This is a genomic window from Marinoscillum luteum, assembly GCF_044005705.1.
Lineage (GTDB): Bacteria > Bacteroidota > Bacteroidia > Cytophagales > Cyclobacteriaceae > Marinoscillum > Marinoscillum luteum.
This window is the reverse complement of record NZ_JBIPKE010000015.1, coordinates 384,966-405,702: the sequence shown is the minus strand read 5'-3', so window position 1 is coordinate 405,702 and position 20,737 is coordinate 384,966. Positions and strand designations below refer to the sequence as shown.

Sequence of the window (20,737 nt, the reverse complement as noted above, 5' to 3'; positions counted from 1 at the left end):
TAAGAATGGAGTTAATTGAGAAGGAATTAAAGCAGGAAATTGTAAAAGCATTTAAGAGCTTATTTGATTTCGAGTTGGACGCAGATAGTTTCTCACTGCAGCCGACCCGTAAGGAATTTGAAGGAACACACACTTTGGTCACTTTTTCTTATCTGAAACAGACTAAAAAAGGACCTGAAGAATCTGGCCAGTTGATCGGTGAGTACCTCAAGAGCCATACTTCGCTGGTAAGTGATTACAATGTGGTGAAAGGGTTTCTGAACCTGTCCATTTCAGATTCCACCTGGCTGTCAGCTTTCGATAAGATTCATCAGGATGAGCACTTTGGTACGTTGGCCGGAAACGGGCAAAAGGTGATGGTGGAATTCAGCTCACCCAATACCAACAAGCCGCTCCACCTCGGGCACCTGAGAAACAACTTCCTGGGAGACTCTGTGGCTAAAATACTGGAAGCCAGTGGGTGTGAGGTGATGAAGGTGAATCTGGTGAACGATCGGGGGATCCACATTTGTAAGTCCATGTTGGCTTATGAGAAGTTTGGCAATGGAGAGACTCCAGCCAGCTCAGGATTGAAGGGTGATCACCTCATTGGTAAGTACTATGTGCTTTTTGATAAAGAATACAAAAAGGAAATAGAGGGGTTGGTACATCAGGGTATGGATCCTGAGGAGGCCAAAAAACAGGCGCCACTGATTCTGGAAGCTCAGGAGATGCTCAAAAAGTGGGAAGATGGAGAGAAGAAGACCGTTACGCTTTGGCAGAAACTGAATGACTGGGTGTTTGAAGGTTTTGATGCCTCGTATCAGACCATGGGCATCACGTTTGATAAAATATATCATGAGTCACAAACCTACCTGCTGGGCAAGGACATCATTCAGGAAGGCCTGGAAAAGGGGGTCTTTTTTGAAAAGGAAGACGGCTCTGTGTGGGTGGACCTGACGGCCGAAAAGCTGGATGAAAAGCTGGTACAACGGGGAGATGGTACTTCTGTTTACATCACTCAGGATATTGGTACATGTGAGCTCAAGCATGATGATTTTCCATTCGAAAAATCTGTTTATGTAGTGGGCAATGAGCAGGATTATCACTTCAAGGTGCTTTTTAACATTATGAAGAAGCTGGGAAGACCTTATGCAGACGGACTCTACCACTTGTCATATGGAATGGTGGACCTGCCATCGGGCAAAATGAAATCCCGCGAAGGCACTGTGGTGGATGCGGACGATATCATGCAGGAGATGTTTGATACCGCTGAGCGCCAAACCCGCGAACTGGGCAAAATAGAAGGACTCACAGAGGAAGAAGCCGAAGCGCTTTACCGTACCCTCGGGTTGGGAGCGATCAAATACTTTCTGTTGAAAGTAGACCCTAAAAAACGAATGCTGTTTGATCCACAAGAGTCTATCGAGTTTCAGGGAAATACAGGCCCCTTTATTCAATACACACATGCACGTATATCTGCGATCTTACGCCGGGCCCGGACACTGGAGGTGCCAGCAGAGTTTGATACTACAGGTATTACGCTGCACCCCAGAGAGTTAGAACTTATTCACAAACTCACCGACTTTCCCAAGACCATTGCAGCCGCCGCGAGGGACTATTCTCCCGCACTGGTAGCTCAGTATGTGTATGACCTGGCCAAGGAGTATAACGGGTTTTATCAGGAGGTGCCTATTTTCAATGAAGAACAAAAAGAGGTGGTCGGACTGAGGATAGCACTGTCTAAAGCGGTGGCTCAGGTGATCAAACGATCCATGGGGCTCCTGGGTATCGCCGTACCTGATCGCATGTGATGAATTTGTACGCAGCATGAAAAAGATTAAAGCCTGGATACAGGCATTCAGATTCCGAACCTTGCCGTTGGCATTTTCCTGTATTTTCATGGGGGCTTTCCTTGCCGCGTCCAATGGCTTTTTCAACTGGCCTATTCTCATATGGAGTCTTGTTACCACATTGTTTCTTCAGGTACTTTCCAATCTGGCCAATGACTATGGTGATGCTACATCCGGTGTGGACGGGGAGCATCGTACCGGCCCGAAACGTACGGTATCAGCGGGCCTCATCTCTCAGAGTGCGATGAAGAAGGCGTTGATTGTCTTCTCTCTGCTTTCGTTGTGTTCGGGTCTGTGGTTGATCTTTCTGTCTTTTGGAGACAGATGGACTGAAATCATTGTTTTCCTGGTTCTGGGATTAGGCGCCATCGTTGCGGCTATCAAATACACTGTAGGCAAGCGGCCCTATGGATATGCGGGGTTTGGGGATTTGTTTGTGCTCATTTTCTTCGGATTGGTGGGCGTGGGAGGTAGTTATTATCTGTATGCCCATACGTTGAACCTTTTGATATTGCTGCCTGCATTGAGCTGTGGCCTGCTGGCCGTGGGCGTTCTCAATGTGAACAACATCCGCGACATTGAATCTGATAAACTGGCAGGTAAGCACAGCATCCCCGTAAGGATAGGCAGGGCCAATGCCATTGTATACCATTGGATTTTGCTGAGTCTGGCCATGATATCCAGCTGTGTTTATGTATCTATAGTGAATCCCAGAGGGTTTTCCTTTTTTTTTCTTTTGGTGCTGCCCATGCTCTTTTCCAATGCACGGGCAGTCAAAATAAAGAAAACATCTGAGGGCCTTGACCCGTTTTTGAAGCAGTTGGCTTTGACTACACTGATTTTTGTCATACTCTTTGGTATAGGTCAGGTGCTGTTTGGCTGACAAATATCAAATTGTAAAACACACAGATTTGATTAACTTAGAATCAAATCCAAAATTTTAAAATAATCAAAAGGCCATGAAGAATATTCTAGTACCATATGACTTTTCAGATGTAGCTCACCATGCACTTAACTTCGCTACAGATCTTGCACGAAAGGGTAGTGATTGCAAGGTCACACTGATCAATGTCATAGAACAACCCACTCCAGACACCATCAAGACCATGGGAATCGTGGGGCACGACCCAATGCAGAGCCTTTACATCAAAATGCTGATTGATACCGCAAAGGGAAAAATGGAGGCCATCATGGCAGATTCCAGCTATAAGGACATTACGTTGAAATATAAGATAGTACTTGGTCAGCCTTTCAAGGAGATCTCTGAAGAAATAAAAACTTCTGGTATCGAATTGGTAGTAATGGGTACTTCTGGTTCTTCTGGCGCTGAAGAGTTTTTGGTAGGATCCAATGCTGAGCGGATGGTACGTTATTCCAAATGTCCCGTGATCACCATCGCCAAGGCTACCAGTGCGAGCGATGTGAAGGATATCGTGTTGGCATCCAACTATCATGATGTGCCAACTTCCTTTGTGGAGCATGTGAAGAAGCTTCAGAAAATATTCGGGGCAAAACTGAGGATGGTAAAAATCAATACTCCAGCGAGTTTTACTTCTACTCGCCACGACCGCAAGCAGATGGAAGAGTTCATCTCCAAGTTTGGAATTGAAAACTATACTCACGAGAGCTACAACTTCTCCAATGAAGAAGATGGAGTGATCGCTTATGCAGAGGATATCGATGCAGATTTGATTGCTATTGGTACCAGACAAAGAAGAGGAGTGGGGCATTTTCTGGCCGGAAGTATTGCTGAAGATGTGGTCAATCACTCTCAGGTGCCAGTTTGGACCTTTGGATTGGACAACGCATAACAAAAAAATAACCCCGCATCGACGGGGTTTTTTTATATACTATTGATTTTATCAAGATTTCAGTTATACATTTGCTGACATGACATACGCGCTGCATCATCACCCCCATCATTGCTCTTAAGGCATACTCTCTCTGAGTAAATAAGATCAATTGCGCATATATCTCTCATACAAATCTCATTTCATTTCATAATTTCCCTTATGTCGAATCTAAAAGTAGCCATTCAAAAATCTGGCAGACTAAGCGAAGACTCATTGAGGCTCTTCAAAGAATGTGGTATTAAGTTTAACAATGGTGCCAAAAAGCTGAAGGCGCAATCTTCCAATTTTCCCATCGAATTCCTTTTCCTTAGGGATGATGATATTCCGGGGTATGTAGAGGATGGAATCGCCGATATTGGTATTGTTGGTCAGAATGTTCATGAAGAGTATCAGAAGCAGATAGAGGTGGTCAAACATCTGGGGTTCTCCAGGTGTCGCCTTTCTTTGGCTGTGCCCAGAGAGGAGAAATACAGTGATATTTCATTTTTTGAAGGCAAAAACATCGCTACTTCCTATCCTAATATCCTCAAGAAGTTTCTGGATACGAAAGGGATCACCGCTGAGATCCATCAGATCAGCGGATCTGTGGAGATAGCACCGGGCATCGGGTTGGCAGAAGGAATCTGCGATATTGTGAGTTCCGGCAGTACCTTACTCAGCAATGGACTCAAAGAAGTGGAGACTGTGATGAAATCGGAGGCCGTGATGGTAGCCGATAGTAAGCTGAGCGACGAAAAACGAGTGTTGCTGAATCAGCTCATTTTCAGAATCAACTCGGTACTGGAAGGGAAAAATAATAAGTATGTTTTGCTCAATGCGCCCAATGATTCACTGGACAAAATCATTAGTCTGCTCCCTGGAATGCGGAGCCCGACCGTTTTGCCATTGGCACAGGAGGGTTGGAGCAGCATTCATTCGGTGATCAATGAGGATGATTTTTGGGAAAACATAGAGAAGCTCCGTGAGGCAGGAGCCGAAGGTATATTAGTCGTTCCAATTGAAAAAATGATCAAATGATCCCTGTTTACGAAAACCCGGAAGGCGAGCAGTTGGTAGAAATACTTCAGCGACCTTCCTATGATTTTTCTAAAATAGAAAAGGTGGTCGAACCTATTCTCGAAAAGGTAAAGCGAGGTGGCGACAAAGCCCTGCGAAAACTGGCTCTGGAGTATGATCACGTAGAGTTGGAGGATCTTTGGATTTCGGAGGAGGAGTTTGCCTCTGCCGCTGACGAAGTGCCCGCCACCCTCAAGGAAGCCATTCAGATTGCTTATCAGAATGTCAAGAAATTTCATGAAGCCCAGCGCCAGCAGCAGTTGGTGATGGAGGTGATGCCGGGGGTGGTGTGCAGCCGTCGTTCTGTTCCCATTCAGAAAGTAGGGCTCTATGTACCCGGCGGATCAGCACCTTTGTTTTCTACGGTGCTCATGTTGGCCATTCCTGCGAAAATAGCGGGATGCGAAGAGGTTATCATCTCTTCTCCGACCAACAGATTGGGTAAGATTAATCCGGTGGTGCTCTATACGGCACAGCTGGTAGGGGTGAGTAAGGTGCTGAAGCTTGGAGGTGCCCAGGCCATCGCAGCGATGGGGTATGGTACCGCCTCTGTTCCTAAGGTAGATAAGATATTTGGCCCGGGAAACCAGTATGTGACGGTAGCCAAACAAATGCTGGCCAAGCAGGACGTAGCCATTGATATGCCCGCCGGCCCTTCAGAGGTCATGGTGGTAGTGGATAAGAACTCAGACGCTGTATACGCCGCGTCAGACCTATTGGCACAGGCAGAGCATGGCCCAGACAGTCAGGTGATTTTGGTGTCAACCAGCCTGAAGAAAGCAGAGGAAATCAATAATGAGGTGGTCAGGCAGTTGGCAGGTTTGAGCAGGAAGAAAATTGCGGAGAAGGCCTTGTCCAAGAGTGCCATTATTGTGGTGGAAGGCAAGAAGGAGGCGTTGAAGATTGTGAATGATTATGGCCCTGAGCATTTGATCATAAGTATTGAAAAGGCGGAAAAAATGGCCGAAAAAGTGGTGAATGCAGGCTCTGTATTTGTGGGAGAATACACCCCAGAGTCGGCAGGGGATTATGCCTCAGGGACCAATCACACCTTGCCTACCAATGGTTGGGCCAGGTCATTTAGCGGGGTGTCTCTGGATAGTTTTGTGAAAAACATTACATACCAGCGGATTACCAAAGAGGGACTTTTACTTTTAGGCCCCACCATTGAGCGCATGGCGGAAGCCGAACTGCTCGATGCACACAAAAATGCAGTTACTGTCAGACTAAACAAATTAAGAGAAGATGGGATCACCGGAAAACCTGATAAGGGATCACCTGAAGGAGGTGAAAGCTTACTCTTCGGCAAGAGATGAATTTGAAGGGGAAGCTGAGGTCTTCCTGGATGCCAATGAGAATTCATTGGGCTCCGCCACCGAAGTGTTGTACAATCGCTACCCAGATCCACACCATAAGGCGCTGAAGCAGCGATGGTCTGAAATAAAAGGCATCAGCACGGATCGGATATTTTTTGGAAATGGCAGTGATGAGCCGATCGATTTACTGATCAGACTGTTTTGTGAGCCCAGACAAGATCACATTATCACCATGCCTCCTACTTATGGGATGTACAGTGTGAGTGCGGCTATCAATGCTGTAGAGAACGTATTGGTGCCACTTACTCCCGATTTTAGGATTGATTTTAAGGAACTCAAAGAGGTTTGGAACGGTAGCTCCAAGCTCTTGTTTTTGTGTTCACCCAATAACCCGACCGGAAATCTGCTTTCCAGAGAAATTATCCTGGATATCCTTAAGAGCTTCCCGGGGATAGTGGTGGTGGATGAAGCCTATATCGACTTTTCTTCTGAGCCAAGCTGGATTGCCGAGCTGGAGCATTACCGAAACCTGGTGGTACTCCAAACTTTGAGCAAGGCGTGGGGAATGGCCGGTATCAGAGTGGGGGTGGCCATGGGTGATCCTTTCGTGATCAGTATGCTTGAAAAAATCAAACCACCTTATAACCTCAGTCTGGCCAATCAGACCCTGGCGCTGGAGGCCTTGTCGCATGAGGCGAAGAAAATAGATCAGGTAAAGATATTGCTGGAGGAGCGGGACAAACTAAAAGCAGTGCTGGCTGACCTACCGCTGGTACAAGAAGTGGTGTCAAGTCATGCCAACTTCCTGCTCGTGCGATTTGAAAGGTCTGACGAACTCTTTGACTACCTGATAGGGCACAAGGTCATTGTGAGAAATCGAACCAAAGAATTGCATTGCAAAGGTTGCCTGAGGATTACTGTAGGCACACCAGCTGAAAACAGCAGGCTCGTGGGCTTGCTTCATTCTTTTGAGTAAAAGCTATTTCACTTATTGAAAGCACTGCCTCACGGTAGTTTTAGTTTAGTTCATTTAATTTGTATCCATGAGACCAATCCTTTTTATAGACCGGGACGGCACCATCAATGCCGAGACAGCAGACGAACAAATCGATCACATTGACAAGCTCAATTTCCTACCAGATGTGTTTTTTTACCTGAGAAAAATTCAGGCTGAATCCAACTATGTGTTAGCTATGGTCACCAATCAGGATGGTCTTGGTACGGATGCCTTTCCTGAGGATACCTTCTGGCCGGTGCATAATCTGATCATGAGGACGTTGGAGAGTGAAGGGATCAAGTTTGATTCTGTGCACATAGACGAACATTTCCCAAAGGACAACCACCCCAATAGGAAACCGGGTACGGGCATGCTCACGCAATATCAGGATGGTACTTTTGATCTCAAAAACAGCTATGTCCTGGGGGATAGGGCCACTGATGTGCAGTTGGCAAGAAACCTGGGGTGTAAAGCCATCCACATAGCTGATGAAGCCGTAACCGATGCTGAGCTGACCACCGCCAGTTGGAAGGAGATCTATGAATATTTGATTTTGCATCCCAGAAAAGCTTCGGTACAGCGAACCACCAAAGAGACGGACATTGCTATAGCGGTGAATTTGGATGGTGCCGGGAATACTTCCATAGAGACCGGGCTTGGTTTTTTTGATCACATGCTGGATCAGCTGGGTAAGCACGGTGGCATTGACCTGACTGTGAAGGTAAAGGGTGATTTGCACATAGATGAGCACCACACCATAGAAGATACGGCGCTTGCGCTGGGTGAATGTTTTCTGAAGGCGCTGGGTGATAAAAAAGGAATCAATCGATATGGATTTTTACTGCCCATGGACGATGTGCTGGCTCAGGTAGCCATCGATTTTGGCGGTCGCCCCTGGCTCGTATGGGAGCCGGAGTTCAAAAGAGAGAAAATAGGAGAGATGCCCACTGAGATGTTCATGCATTTTTTTAAGTCCTTCTCAGATACCGCCAAATGTAACCTCAACATCAAAGCTGAGGGAGACAACGAACACCATAAAATCGAAGGGATCTTCAAGGCATGGGCTAAAGCCATCAAAATGGCTATTAAGCGGAACCCTGATGAGATGAGCAGCCTCCCAAGTACTAAAGGAGTGCTTTGAACGCGTCACTTGAAATGATGCCGGTAAAATGCGCGATACTCCTGATTACCCTGACTGTGAGTTTTGGAAGCTCGGGACAGGTGACGTTTGTCATTGAAAGCCTGCCGGATAAACATCCCGAAGGGGATTCTATTTATATAGCGGGCTCGTTCAATGGGTGGAATCCGGCGGACGGTGATTTCTTATTGCAGGAAGGTGACCAACCCTACATCACCCTCGATGGTGATGGTCCCATTGCATTTAAGTTTACAAGGGGAAGCTGGGCAACTGTAGAGGGGAATGCATCTGGTGAGAAGATCGAAAACCGGAGTTATTCCTTTACCGGGTTGCCTGATACCGTCATCGTGAGTATTGCCTCATGGGAAGACTTGTCAGGCACAGCCAATCCAGTGAGTTCTACACCTGCGTCAAATGTGACGACTATTGACCAGTTTGAAATACCTCAGCTCAATAGGTCCAGAAGGATTTGGATTTACATACCCCCGGATTATACAGAGAGCGATGAGCGGTATCCGGTTATCTACATGCACGATGGACAAAACGTTTTTGACGCGGCGAGTTCCTTCTCCGGGGAGTGGGGTGTGGATGAAGCGCTCAATGAACTTTATGAGCAGGAAGGTTTCGCAGCGATTGTGGTGGCTGTAGACAATGGTGGTGACAAAAGAATTGATGAATACGCCCCATGGGCCAACACAGATTATGGTGGTGGAGAAGGTGAGGCTTATGTTGATTTTCTGATAAAAACCCTCAAGCCATTTATAGATGATCATTACAGAACAAGGCCGCAGGCTGCTCATACCGCCATTGTGGGGAGCTCATTGGGTGGATTGATTTCCTACTATGCCGGCATGAAACACCCTGAAGTATTTAGCAGGGTAGGAGCTCCATCACCTGCATTTTGGTTTAACCCGGAGATTTTTGATTTCACAGATATGATAGCGCTTCACCCCAATACCCGACTATACCTATCGGCCGGAGGAGCTGAGGAGGCTTCCACAGCCACTAATATGACCAGGATAGCTGATCAGCTCGTTTCGCGGGGCTTCCCAAAGGATCAGATTCATACCGCGGTGCACCCCGATATGCAGCACAACGAATCCTACTGGCAGTCGATTGTTGCAGAGATGGTGAGGTGGTTGATGGACAATTCGAATTAAAGTTGCGATTTCAAACACCTACTCATGCCTCAGATTGGATGCAGGATTTTCTCTGGTCACCCGAAAGGTTTGCCAGTAGATAGCCGCAAAGCCGACCAGGAAAAGGAAAGCGATGCTGAGCACCATTTCCGGTAGGCCCAGCCCATCACTATAGCTGAGAAAGATCCTTAGCAAGACCATGTCATAAAAGAAGTAGGAGAATGGAATAGCGATCACTGCGGCGATCAGGATGAGCTTCACGAAATCTTTGGTCAGGGTGTAGTAGAGGCTGTTGTTGGAAGCACCCATGATTTTTCTGATGGCAATCTCCTTGGTACGGTTCTCGGTAGTGTAGGAGACCATCCCCAGTAGGCCCAGGCAGGAAATGACGATGGCTAAAGCGCTTAGAAATCCAAAAATTTTGATCTGGATGACCAGAAAGTAGTAGGCCTGTTCAATTTTGTCATCCAGAAAGGAGGCCTCAAAAGAAGCTTTTTGGTCGATGCCCGTCCAGATGGCGTCCAGGTCATTGATTGTTTTCTTGATGTCTTTGGAGTGAACAGTCAGGAGGGCGAAGTTGCTTTCTGCGAGTGAATATCGGAAAACCAGGGGTTGAATGAGTTCATTCAGCGGTTCAAAATTGAAATCTTTCAGTGCCCCAACGATGCGGCACCTGGTGCCATCACTCAGGGAAAAAACAAGTGAATCTTGCTGAGCACCAAATACGGCGGTGGACCTGAGAAACTGCTCATTCACCAGCACCAGCTCCTCGTTTCGAGTAGACCGTTGTTGGTTGCCACTTTCTCCCCATGTGAGGGTCATGCCCATGTTCTCAATAAAATCCTCACCTATGAATACCTGATGGACGGTGAGGGTGTCTATTTCATTAGGTGTGATGTCCACCATGATAGGGAGTGGGAGTCCCGGTAGGTTGGAGGCAGCAGTGACCGCCTTTACATCCGGGTGAGTTTTGAACTCATTGATGACCACTTGTTTGTCAATGTTTTGAAAAGGGACCGCCAGAATGTTGTCTGACTGAAACCCGTGGTTGTAGTTGAGGACATAGGCATATTGCTTAGTAATGGCACCTACTCCAATGACGAAGACCAGTGACACGAAAAACTGAAAAACAAAAAGCCCCTTTCTGATCCCCGAAACACCACCCGATCTGCTCTTAATTTCGCCTTTGATGGTATGAACGGGGTTGAGCCTGGAGAAGTACATCGCCGGGAAGATTCCCGCCACAATCCCGATGATCAGGCTGAATAGAATGAATACCGCTAGCACAGACAGACTGAGCGAAGTGTCCAGTGAATCTGCGCCGATGATCATGGTGAGAAATTCCGTCTGAATGAGTTTGAAAATGAAAATGGAACCAATGAGCGCCAGGAATGTGAGCAGGATAGTCTCCACAACAAACTGCGCCCGGATCTGATTTTTTTCGGCACCCACTACCTTTCTGATGCCTATTTCTTTTGCTCGTCTGAGTGCTCGGGCGACGGAGAGGTTGGTATAGTTGAAAATGGCTGGCATAAGAATGAGCAGCCCCAGCGCCATGAAGAAAATCATGGTGGGCAGATCCCAACCTACTCCCAGTCCGTTGCTGATGCTCCAGGAAGGAATAATGCGTGCGAGTTTGGTCGATTCCAGTATAATGCTTCGATCGGGGTTGAACTCTGAGGCTCTGGCACTCACCTGGGCAAGGGCGTCACTCAGCGCTTCGGGTGAAGTATTGGGTTTTAGTAGGAGGTAGACATAATTATTGCGATAGGTTTTCCAGTCAGACTGCAGGTTTGTTCCGGCATGTAGTATTTCATAAGTCTGATGGGAGGTGAGTACCTGAAAATAGAAATGGGTTTGCTTCAGGTCTGCCATCACTCCGGTGACCCGGTAAGTTCCTGTCGCTGTTTCGAGGGTCTTGCCCATGGGATTGGTATCCCGAAAGAGCGTTTCGGCCATTGATTTGGTCAAAACGATACTGAAAGGTTCTGCCAGTGCGGTGGCGGGATTACCGCTGATCAGCGGGAAGCTGAACGTCTCGAAAAAGGAAGAACCCGCAAAGTACCCATGGAAAGACATGAGGTTACCCTGATGGTGGATTTCGGGATTGAATCCACTTTTTATCTTGATGACCTGCTCAATAAAGGGATACTTTTCACCCATATAATCACCTACGGCATTGAACGTGGAGGCATACAGGTCCTTTTGATTGCGGTCAGCTATTCGGGTGTTGACCTGGAAAATGCGATCCTTCTGAGTGTGAAACTCATCGAATCGAAAAATGGACACAAACATGGAAAGTGCCAGGAGGCATATAGACATGCCGAGGGCCAGTCCCACGATGTTGATGACCGTGAAGAGCTTTTGTTTCTGAAAGTTTCTGATGGCTATTTTGAAATAATTCTGGAGCATGGCCATGGAGTTATTGGGGTAGTAGGTGGAGTAGGAGGCTGCGCGCTTGCGCTTTCTGAGGGCATATGAAAACAGGAGTGAGCAGACCTGCAGGCTGTAGATCCATTGTGACCTGCGTCTTCCTTTAGTCTGCAGATTGTAAACAAACTGCTCATCCAGGTCGCCCAGAAGATCTTCTGTATCGGCCGATCCGGCCCACCATTGGAAGATCCTTTGGGCAAGCCGTGGGGGGGAGGGTGTGCGTGATTTCTTCATATCGACAGGTTCACTTTGGCGTTGGCCCAGAGTTCGTCGCGGAGTGCTTTCATGTCATTCAGGCTGGCAATTCCACTGTTGGTTAGCTCAAAATAGCGTTTTCTGCGCCCCCCACGTTCTCTGGTGGGTTCGCCGAGATGGGAAGTGATGTAGCCTTTTTCTTCCAGGCGGGTCAGAGTGGAGTGCATTCCGCCCATGCTCAGGTTGCGTCCCGCTCGTTCGTTGATGTCCCTGATCAGGGCCAGTCCGTAAGCATCGCTGCCCAGATTGGCTATGGTGAGTAAAACAAGCTCTTCGAATTCGCCCAGGTATCCTTTCATGGTATCTTTCTATTTGTGAGATAATATAGGGATACGGCGGGAGGGTGTTATATGTTTCTGTTTTTGAGATTAAATATTTTGATTTTTTTTTCTGGAGGGCTTCGGGTCAAACGCAGGTGGGGAGATTGTCTTAGGGAGTGATGGTGATGATTTGACACCTGATATTGCTCAATCTAGCTTGTTAGCTACTTACCCTTCATTTTCTTTGCTTGCCTCGGGCCGCGTAGGCAAAGAAAACAATTGATGATTCCACATAAAGGAGGCACCAACCTAGCCGGTCGCACGCAAAAAATCATTTTGACTCAGCGGATTTGGGCAGTTTTGAGAATTGTTAGAGTCAAAATGATTCACACTTGCTTTGGATGCCCCGCCCGCCTTTACGTTTTTACTTTTCTAAGTTCACTGCGCATTATCTCGGTATTACAAAATTTAACTATATCAAAGTTACCAAACACAAATATTTCTTGATTCGAGACTTTAGACAAATCAGCGGGAAATGGATGTTCTGAGCAAACAATTTACGAAATTGTATCTTTCACAGATAAGGGATTTTCAGTCACCTAAAAATAAACCACGATATGAAATTTACACGAAATGCCAGTGCCAACTGGAAAGGAACAGGTAAGGACGGGAAAGGAACTATTTCCACCGAAAGCACCACTTTGAAGGATACTCAGTATTCTTTTAAGACAAGATTTGAAGATGGGGTGGGGACCAACCCCGAAGAGCTGATAGGAGCGGCGCATGCCGGATGCTTCACCATGCAGTTGAGCTTTCTGCTCAGTGAGGCCGGGTTTCCTCCGGAGGATCTGGACACGGCAGCCAAAATCACCTTTGAGGATGGCGCCATTACCATGAGCCACCTGGAGCTGAAAGGCAAAGTGGCCAAAATTTCGGCCGCTCAGTTTCAGGAGATAGCCGAAAAGGCCAAGGAGATTTGCCCGATTTCCAAGCTACTCAATACCAAAATCACCCTTTCGGCTACTTTGGTGTGAGCAGGGGAAGAAGCTGAAACTAAAAAAGCGCATGTACATGCGCTTTTTTAGTTTTGGGTCAAACTTTTGACATTTCCGGACTAGCCTGTAGGCTCAGTACTTTATTGGCCTGCACGAGGTGTCTCTGGTTGTGATAGATCACCACCCGGAAGGTGTCACCAAGCCTGAGTGTGATCAGTTTGGAAATGCTGATGGAGGTCTTGGTCTTATTGAGGCTGACACTCCGTGACTTATTCAGCAGCACCAGTAGCTCTTTCTGTTGAGCGATGAACCGATCGATAGTGTCTATGGAGAGGTCACTCCCATTGGGGTTTTTATCGTCGAAGGTTTTCATCTTGTTCAGCTTTTCCTTGGGGAGCATGCTCTTGGCAAAATAGTCGCCCAGCAGGCCTGCTGAAAAGTAGGGTTCTGCCGGTTTCTGACTTTCACGAATGCGACGGGCAATTTCCGGTAGGTAAAAGTCACCATAGAGGTTGAGGTGCTCAATGCACTCCAGCACACTCCAGCGCTCAGGCGCTGGCTTCCAGTTGAGCAGATCTATGGGCTCCTGCTTCAGGTTTTCTGTGGCGTTGAGCGTTTGTCTGGTTCGCTCTATTAGGTCCTGTATGAGGTCTTCTGACGGGGTCTTCATTTTGTTTTTTTTACAAAATTGGGCAAGATAACCTTCCCAAATATTGATCGAAATCAAGGCTTTTGGTCTTTTGCTGTTGATTTCCGTTTTCTCACATCATTTCAGTAAATTGATCTAACGTAAAATCCTGACTTATGAACAATCCTGTCCACTGGTTCGAAATCCCTGTCACAGACATGGATCGTGCCCAAAAGTTTTATGAAACCGTCCTTGATCAAAAGCTGGATGTCAGGGATTTCGGCAATTTTGTGATGGCCTGGTTTTCGTCAAATCCCACTCAGCCCGGTTCTGGAGGTACCCTCATCAAGGCAGAATCTTATGTGCCCTCGCATGAGGGCTCGTTGATCTATTTTGGAGTGGCCGAGATCGATGACGTACTGCCCAGGGTAGAGCCAGCTGGTGGTAAAGTGCTCAACCCCAAGACGAGCATAGGGGAGTATGGGCATGTGGCCCACTTTGAGGATACAGAAGGCAATCGGGTGACCTTTCACCAACCCCCGGCAGGGATGTAAGGCACATCAGAGCCTGGTGCCTTGTACGAGTACCGACGCTTTGATGGATTGCTCCTTCAGGTGGAGAAACTTCTTTCGCTCTTCGTCCTGCGTGAAGTTTTTAAAATCCTGCTCTGAGTCAAACTCTACCAGATGAATTTCATAAGGCTTGTCTATGTGCCGCTCTATGATGGCCTGATCGTCTGGCCTCACCCTGAGGAGGAGCCGACCATTGTATTTGAGGATGGTGGGGATGGCAATGCTTTCAAACTGATCGAAAACGGCCTCCTGGCCTTCGATGACGTAGATGAGTTGGGTAATAAAGATCATAGGTTCGATAAGGATTGGTTACAAATAGAAGGGTTTTGTAGCAATTCGTCAAGGGCTTCTTTCGGCCAAGTATTGTTGATGGACGAAATCAGTGTAATGTAGTTCCCAAGAACAGAAAGTGTCATTTACTCACCGGCTGTTGACTCAGTTGCGCAGTTTTTCTTTGCTGGTATTTTCTTCTGTTTCTGATCACTTTGTATTTCAATCCATCGAAAAACAGGCTGACAATCAAAATTACCGCTCCGAAAATAAGCGTATCCAGCCCCAGGCCCATCCTTGAGTAGAGATAGCCCCCGATCAAGCCGCCCAGGAAGAAAAACGAGATGATGTAAACTCGCAATTTCATCGTCGATTTGATTTTTTCCCGATTAGGGTAAGACTTGGGAAAAAAGAGCTGCGACAGCTCAATGCCCAGATCGGTAAAGAGCCCCGTCAGGTGGGTGGTTCGCACCACAGCGCTGGAGATCTTCGTGACAAAGGAGTTTTGCACCCCCATGGCCAAGAGCATCGCACAAATCACCAGGTCCGGATATTTGATTTCAGAAAGGTGACTGAAGACCGGGATCAAAATCAGGATTAGGAATTCGATGATGGTGGGTAATACAAAGACGTTTAACTTTTTGCTGCTATTGAACTGCTCGATCAGAAAACTGGATAAAAACGATCCGAAAAGGAAGACGAAAATATAGAGGAAATAGATCGTTCCTCTCCAAAAATCAAAATGGGCCACATCATTGATGAACAGCGCAAAATGCCCGGTGACATTGGTGGTCAGTTGGTTGAAGGACAGAAAGCCAGTGACGTTGACGATCCCGGCCACAAAAGACAAAACAGAAGCAATCCGCAGGTTTTGCTTTAGCGTCCTGCTCTTTCCCTGATGCCTAAACATGCTGCTCCTTCATGGTTTGATGTTTCAAAAAACCGGATACCTCCGGATAGATGCGCAAATTTACACCCTCTCCATGAATACTATTCCTCCAATGACACTATCGCAGGTCAAAACATGAGGTTTTTTTTAGTTCGTGTTACTCAAGAAGTCCACGGTTTTGATTTTGTCCAATTGGCGGTTATTTACGGAGGGGGGCAGGCTTCTGAGCGCTGCATTTCGCAAGCCGATCAAAAGCCCGTTTTCCAGCTGCGCTGCTTTGCCCAGTCGCCAGCTGGTGTCCACGATCCATCGGGTACGGCCGAGGCGGCGCTTTTCGAATAGCCGGAAGGCTTCCTCAGTGTCCGTAATCTTTTCTACACATTGGCCCAGCACCACGGCATCCTCTATGGCCTGACAAGCACCCTGACCCATGTTGGGGGTGGTGGCATGGGCGGCATCTCCGATGAGGACGGTTCGCCCAAAGGCAAACTGACTCAGAGGTTTGAGGTCTATGATGTCGTTGTGGATCAACTGATGGTCGTCTGTTGCCGCCAATACTTGTGGGATGGGTGCATGATATTGATCGAACCGGCTGGATAGCTCCTTTACTCCATAGTGCTTCAGGTCTCCTTTTTTGGCATTGATACAGATAAACCAATACAGTAGGTTGTCGGGTAGGGGCACCAGCCCGATCCGCCCTTTGGATCCCCAGGTTTCTGAGCTCTGGCTTATTTTCAGGGAGGTATTGTCGATGACAGCACGCCAGCAGGTGTAGCCCGAGTAGCGGGGCACAGAGGCTGGCAATAGGGTTTGTCTCACGGCAGAGTGAATGCCATCCGCCACGATCAGGTAGTTGGTGATGTGTGTACTGCCATCGTCGAAAGTGAGGCTGACAGAGAAGTCCTCTGCCTGGTATTTCACCACCCTTTTGCCGAGGTGAATCTGAGCAGGATCCAGCCTGGAGAGCAGCAGCTCGTGGAGGTTGGCGCGGTGAATGGTAAAGCTCCCGATGGTGTCATTGGGATCAAACTGTGTATGAGAAATGCGCTTGCCCAGGTGGTCATAGAGCGTAAATGAAGGCAGACTTTTGCCGATCTGTACCACATCGTCATAGATTCCAAGTTCTTTAAAGGCCAGCATGGCATTGGCACCCAGCCCTAGTCCGGCACCCACGGGCTCCAGCTTCGGACTGGCTTCAAACACTTCGGCGCGAATGCCACGGTTTTGTAAGGCCAGGGCTGTGCATAGACCAGCGATCCCGCCTCCAATGATTGACATGGTGAGATGTTTCATAGTGGCGACAAAGTTGTGATGCTCAGAATGAAGTCCCTTTTACATATGTTAAAAAGACTACTGGACGCCAGCACGAATCCTGCTGATGCTCACCTGCGTGGTGCCGAGGTAGGAGGCTATGTAGTGAAGCGGGCAGCGGTTCATAATGCCGGGGTACTTTTTTTCCATGAGCTCATAGCGCTCCTTCATGGAGTAAAACCGCAAACTTTCGATGCGTTCCTGCTCCTGGATCATTGCAAAGTTGGTCATTCGTCTGGCGATGTGCTCGATCACGTGGTACTCGGCGCAGAGCTTTTCAAAGTCTGAAGCAGCGAAGTGATAGATATCCGATTCTTCGATCAGGTGAATGCCTTTTTGGCTTGGAAGACCTGTAAAAAGACTGGGTACAGCCCCGATAAACTGCCCATCCGTAGCGAAGTAGTCCGTGACGTCCCTGCCATCATGAAAATAGAAAGCCCTGGCCAGCCCTTTGTGGATGAAAAACATAGACTGAGCCTTTTTCCCGATCTCCAGCAGTGCGGTATTTTTTGGAAAAATGTTGTGGACGATTATTTGCTCCAGGCGGGTTTGAATCTCAGTATTCAGCGGCGCTATGGCATTGAAGATGCCGACAATCGGGTGGGTGGACATGGTGCGAAAAATTTGCTCACAAGATAAGAATTCAATTCTGATAGTCCATGAGGTCGCCTGAGTCTAAATGGCCAGATTCAAAGGGAGATACAAGGGTCAAAATAGGCCAACGGGTCAGTTGTTACGTATCAGAAAGTGAGGTCAGCAATTCGCCAGATGCACACCACGTGCAAACTAAGCCAAACGGCATAAAATCCCCAGAACAGATACTTATCAAGAAGTTTTCTGGTGTGTCCTTTGCCCTTTTCGGTGAGTTGGTTCCTGATGGCTGGGGTAAGTTCAAAGCTTGCAAAATATTCGTGGATGTCCACTTTACCTCTGTTGAACTTTTGTTCGACCTTGAATGCCGTAAGCACCTGTTGCTCCCTGGGGAGTGATTGTTCCTCAAGAATGATCTCCTTGTGGAAATAGTCCACATCAGTGCCTCTGGCCTTTATGAGGGCTTGCATAGACCAAAGCAAGTACACCGCGAGGGTGGTTATGGCAAGAAGGATGATATAGGCGGCCCAAACCCGGGGTAAGTCGGCAAAAGCGATGACGGCAATCGACAACCCTGTTCCCACCGCAATCAATAGGGATTGAATGGTTAGATGAAATCCACGATAGGATTGAAGTAGATGGTCCTGATAGGTAGCTCCGTTCCAAAGGTGGGTGAGTTTTTCCATAGTTGCAGTGTGTTATGCTTAGTGTCCGAGTAATGATGCGGTGCGGCCCCGTGCCCGGCAAGTATCGATAAAAGTGTGAGGCGCACCGGTGGGCTTATCGCTCATCGGCCGTCTACTCGATTGGCGGTCATTTTTATTGATCAAGTCGTTCCTGAATTCTACCCCTCTTGATTACAGAATTAATCAACAAGGTGTTATTTATGTTTTCAAGAGGGCTCTTATCAAGCAATACCATATTTGCGATTTTTCCTACCTTAATAGAACCCAAGCTATCCTGTGCATGTAGCATTTCAGCAGCATTAAGTGTTCCCATTTTTATGATTTCGATTGGTTCCATTCCGCCTAGTTCCAGTAGTTGCATTTCTTCATGAAGACTGTATCCTGGAAAATTGAAATCATTTCCAGTATCTGTACCCAGAACCATGTTAAATCCCATTTCATCCAAGAATTTGATATCTTCAACTTGAGGGAGCATGAAAGCTTCAAGACTGTTTTCATTTATTCCATATTCGTCCATCAGAATCTGAATATAAATTTTTCCTCGATCAATTAATTCTGGTGTGAGTGCGTTTACTGCTTCTTTGTATACACTAAGCATTGATTTCGACTCAAACCACTCGGGGTGTATGGGATAAAGGAACGACTTATCAATCATTAATGTAGTTACCCAATATGGGTTTCTCTCTGCAAATTTCTGAAGAAGTCTTACTTGTATGCTATCCTCAGGATCAATATTTACTCCAGTAAAATGAACAAGGTTTTGAACACCACCATTGATTGCCATTTCGAGTTCCACGTTATCACTCACATGCGCAAATACCTCAAGACCATGTTTAGAGGCTTCCTTTACCGTTTTATTAATAAATGATTGTGGTATTCTTTTAACAAACGGAGGAGCAGGGCCATCTTCAATTGTTAGCTTGATGCCAACAATCGGGTATTGAGATACTTCCTTGACAAGATCTTCAATCTGTAAAGTATCCTTCAAATAAAAAATCGTTATGCCATCACGCCAGTTGCTGCTCTTGTATGTCTTGGCTGGATGACGTCCCTCCATAGTAAAGTGCTGACTTGTATGAAAAACAAAAGGAGCTGGTATGGAATCCTGATTCCCCTGTTTACGCATTGAAGCATAGAAGTCGTTTGTGCACAACCCTCCACCTGTGACAAAGACTGAAGTCACTCCATAATGGACAAACCTCGGAAAATCCCTTTCAAAATTCCCGGTGTGAACATGGCAGTCAAATAATCCTGGAATGACAAACTTCCCCGTTCCGTCAATATGATTTCTCTGACTACCCGATAATGTAGTACCAATCGCAGCTATTTTGCCATCGTTGATTCCTATTGAAACTCCGGTCTGCAGAGATTTCCCCGTCCCATCAATTAGGTTGACATTGGATATCACCAAATCAAAGTGTTCTGACTTGTTGGAAGTACAGCTTACTATTAGAGAAATCGTTATTAGAATGATTAATTGTTTCATGCGTCTTCAATGACTACCAACCCAGAGATGGCACTGTGGCCTCCGAGCTTAATTCATTCCGATAAAAGTAGCTTATCTGTCGTGCCTGACCAAGTACAGAAGATTATTGGCGGCACTTCAACCTCAATAGGAAAGGTGCCAAACTCGCCAGTCTTTTCTCGGTCGTTGGAGACAACTCCAAAAAGGGCGGAGGATTTTAGCACGCTTCATTGTTTGTTATGGGGATTTTTCTCTCGCTATCTCCTCGAATGATGTTAATTCATATTCTAGTTCGGTTTCTCTGTCAAAAACGGATTGGCCGTCGCTTTTTAAGTTAAATATCACTTGGCTTAACTCTTTGTATCCGGTTTCAAAGTCGGTAGCCAATCGCTTAATCATAAATTCGTTCAGATGAGAATCGTCTCTCCAAACCATTCCAAATGCTCGATATTCTTGATTGTCCAGTTTAGTGTCAATCTGAACATAGTAAGTGTTCGTTGGGATATCGTCAATTTGCATTCTTTGGAGAGTGTAGCCAGTGAATACTTCGATTGTATCTTCTGTGAGTTGCCTGTTTAGTTCAAGAATATACTCTTCAGTTGACCAGTCTAGGTCCAGAGACTGCATAATGGCGAATGTGTTCCTAATGCTATCTGATAAGCCGCTAAAGAAAATAGCTTTATCAGTTTCTACATGATTCCAGTTGTTCGGAGTGCATATCTCAAATTCACCGGATTGAGTGCATTTGAGTTGTTCAGATGATGGTCCGCAAGAAAGTATTGAAATAGCAATCAGCAAAAGTAAAAGGTGTTCTCTCATAGTGGCTCCAATTCCCCATAACGTCTAACTAGCGGGCGGTATGCCCACAAGTTGTAAAGAGCACTAAACTAGCGAAACTGACCAACCCCCGCAACAGTATCTACGAAGCACTTCGTTCCACAGGGCAAACGCCAGAAAGAAAAATGTAGCTAGAAGCACAAAAGTCAGCAGAATGGGCAGGTTCACGGTCGAGTTGCACTGAAACTAGCCAGAAAGCACTCCCGATAGCTAT

The 20,737-nt window shown here is 46.8% G+C and carries 20 protein-coding genes; 10 read left to right on the top strand and 10 right to left on the bottom strand.

Translation table 11 applies throughout. The features are described from left to right. The first annotated feature begins 5 nt into the window (after positions 1–5). From argS to ACHKAR_RS09475, 8 genes are all read left to right on the top strand, one after another. A complete protein-coding gene (gene argS / locus ACHKAR_RS09510; RefSeq protein ID WP_395417218.1) occupies positions 6–1,793 on the top strand; it encodes an arginine--tRNA ligase in 1,788 nt (595 codons plus the stop codon). Positions 1,794–1,809: 16 nt separating this feature from the next. Then, positions 1,810–2,715, top strand: a complete 906-nt coding sequence (locus tag ACHKAR_RS09505; protein ID WP_395417217.1) for a 1,4-dihydroxy-2-naphthoate polyprenyltransferase — start codon at positions 1,810–1,812, stop codon at positions 2,713–2,715. 76 nt (positions 2,716–2,791) lie between these two features. After that, entirely contained in the window at positions 2,792–3,643 is an 852-nt protein-coding gene (locus ACHKAR_RS09500) for a universal stress protein (protein ID WP_395417216.1), read from the top strand. Between the two features lie 201 nt (positions 3,644–3,844). Beyond that, positions 3,845–4,702 (top strand): ATP phosphoribosyltransferase, encoded by an 858-nt coding sequence (gene hisG, locus ACHKAR_RS09495; protein WP_159579237.1) that lies wholly within the window; start codon positions 3,845–3,847, stop codon positions 4,700–4,702. Next, a complete protein-coding gene (gene hisD / locus ACHKAR_RS09490; RefSeq protein ID WP_395417304.1) occupies positions 4,702–6,057 on the top strand; it encodes a histidinol dehydrogenase in 1,356 nt (451 codons plus the stop codon). Before hisG ends, hisD begins: the two co-directional genes overlap by 1 nt. Further along, positions 5,987–7,033 (top strand): histidinol-phosphate transaminase, encoded by a 1,047-nt coding sequence (gene hisC, locus ACHKAR_RS09485; RefSeq protein WP_395417215.1) that lies wholly within the window; start codon positions 5,987–5,989, stop codon positions 7,031–7,033. The genes hisD and hisC overlap by 71 nt, the downstream gene beginning before the upstream one ends. Positions 7,034–7,100: 67 nt before the next feature. Further along, entirely contained in the window at positions 7,101–8,195 is a 1,095-nt protein-coding gene (gene hisB, locus ACHKAR_RS09480) for a bifunctional histidinol-phosphatase/imidazoleglycerol-phosphate dehydratase HisB (RefSeq protein WP_395417214.1), read from the top strand. Beyond that, entirely contained in the window at positions 8,192–9,352 is a 1,161-nt protein-coding gene (locus ACHKAR_RS09475) for an alpha/beta hydrolase-fold protein (protein WP_395417213.1), read from the top strand. The genes hisB and ACHKAR_RS09475 overlap by 4 nt, the downstream gene beginning before the upstream one ends. Positions 9,353–9,370: 18 nt before the next feature. Here ACHKAR_RS09475 and ACHKAR_RS09470 read toward each other — a convergent pair whose 3' ends face one another. Then, the gene (locus ACHKAR_RS09470) at positions 9,371–11,998 is read right to left on the bottom strand and encodes an ABC transporter permease (protein ID WP_395417212.1); all 2,628 of its coding nucleotides are present in this window, start codon (positions 11,996–11,998) and stop codon (positions 9,371–9,373) included. Beyond that, positions 11,995–12,318 (bottom strand): PadR family transcriptional regulator, encoded by a 324-nt coding sequence (locus tag ACHKAR_RS09465; RefSeq protein WP_159579249.1) that lies wholly within the window; start codon positions 12,316–12,318, stop codon positions 11,995–11,997. Before ACHKAR_RS09465 ends, ACHKAR_RS09470 begins: the two co-directional genes overlap by 4 nt. Before the next feature lie 578 nt (positions 12,319–12,896). Between ACHKAR_RS09465 and ACHKAR_RS09460 the strand changes: the two genes are divergently transcribed. Further along, positions 12,897–13,313, top strand: coding sequence for an OsmC family protein (locus ACHKAR_RS09460; protein WP_395417211.1), 417 nt, complete (start codon positions 12,897–12,899; stop codon positions 13,311–13,313). 58 nt (positions 13,314–13,371) lie between these two features. Here the strand turns inward: ACHKAR_RS09460 and ACHKAR_RS09455 are convergent, their stop codons facing one another. Next, positions 13,372–13,944, bottom strand: a complete 573-nt coding sequence (locus tag ACHKAR_RS09455) for a DinB family protein (protein WP_395417210.1) — start codon at positions 13,942–13,944, stop codon at positions 13,372–13,374. 134 nt (positions 13,945–14,078) lie between these two features. On the opposite strand from ACHKAR_RS09455, the gene ACHKAR_RS09450 reads away from it, so the two are divergent. After that, a complete protein-coding gene (locus ACHKAR_RS09450; protein WP_395417209.1) occupies positions 14,079–14,456 on the top strand; it encodes a VOC family protein in 378 nt (125 codons plus the stop codon). A 6-nt stretch (positions 14,457–14,462) separates the two neighbouring features. On the opposite strand, the gene ACHKAR_RS09445 is transcribed toward ACHKAR_RS09450, so the two are convergent. The 7 genes from ACHKAR_RS09445 to ACHKAR_RS09415 all read right to left on the bottom strand — a co-directional run bounded on the left by ACHKAR_RS09445 (position 14,463) and on the right by ACHKAR_RS09415 (position 20,505). Then, positions 14,463–14,765 (bottom strand): DUF1330 domain-containing protein, encoded by a 303-nt coding sequence (locus ACHKAR_RS09445; RefSeq protein ID WP_395417208.1) that lies wholly within the window; start codon positions 14,763–14,765, stop codon positions 14,463–14,465. A gap of 121 nt (positions 14,766–14,886) precedes the next feature. Next, positions 14,887–15,654 (bottom strand): YoaK family protein, encoded by a 768-nt coding sequence (locus ACHKAR_RS09440; protein WP_395417207.1) that lies wholly within the window; start codon positions 15,652–15,654, stop codon positions 14,887–14,889. Positions 15,655–15,780: 126 nt separating this feature from the next. After that, on the bottom strand, positions 15,781–16,926 hold the full coding sequence (locus tag ACHKAR_RS09435) for an FAD-dependent monooxygenase (protein WP_395417206.1): 1,146 nt from the start codon (positions 16,924–16,926) through the stop codon (positions 15,781–15,783). 57 nt (positions 16,927–16,983) lie between these two features. Continuing rightward, entirely contained in the window at positions 16,984–17,556 is a 573-nt protein-coding gene (locus ACHKAR_RS09430; RefSeq protein ID WP_395417205.1) for a Crp/Fnr family transcriptional regulator, read from the bottom strand. 128 nt (positions 17,557–17,684) lie between these two features. Then, positions 17,685–18,221 (bottom strand): hypothetical protein, encoded by a 537-nt coding sequence (locus tag ACHKAR_RS09425; RefSeq protein ID WP_395417204.1) that lies wholly within the window; start codon positions 18,219–18,221, stop codon positions 17,685–17,687. 133 nt (positions 18,222–18,354) lie between these two features. Continuing rightward, positions 18,355–19,707 (bottom strand): amidohydrolase family protein, encoded by a 1,353-nt coding sequence (locus ACHKAR_RS09420; protein WP_395417203.1) that lies wholly within the window; start codon positions 19,705–19,707, stop codon positions 18,355–18,357. 216 nt (positions 19,708–19,923) lie between these two features. Beyond that, positions 19,924–20,505: a hypothetical protein gene (locus ACHKAR_RS09415; protein WP_395417202.1), complete on the bottom strand. Its 582-nt coding sequence runs from the start codon at positions 20,503–20,505 to the stop codon at positions 19,924–19,926. Between the last annotated feature and the right edge of the window lie 232 nt (positions 20,506–20,737).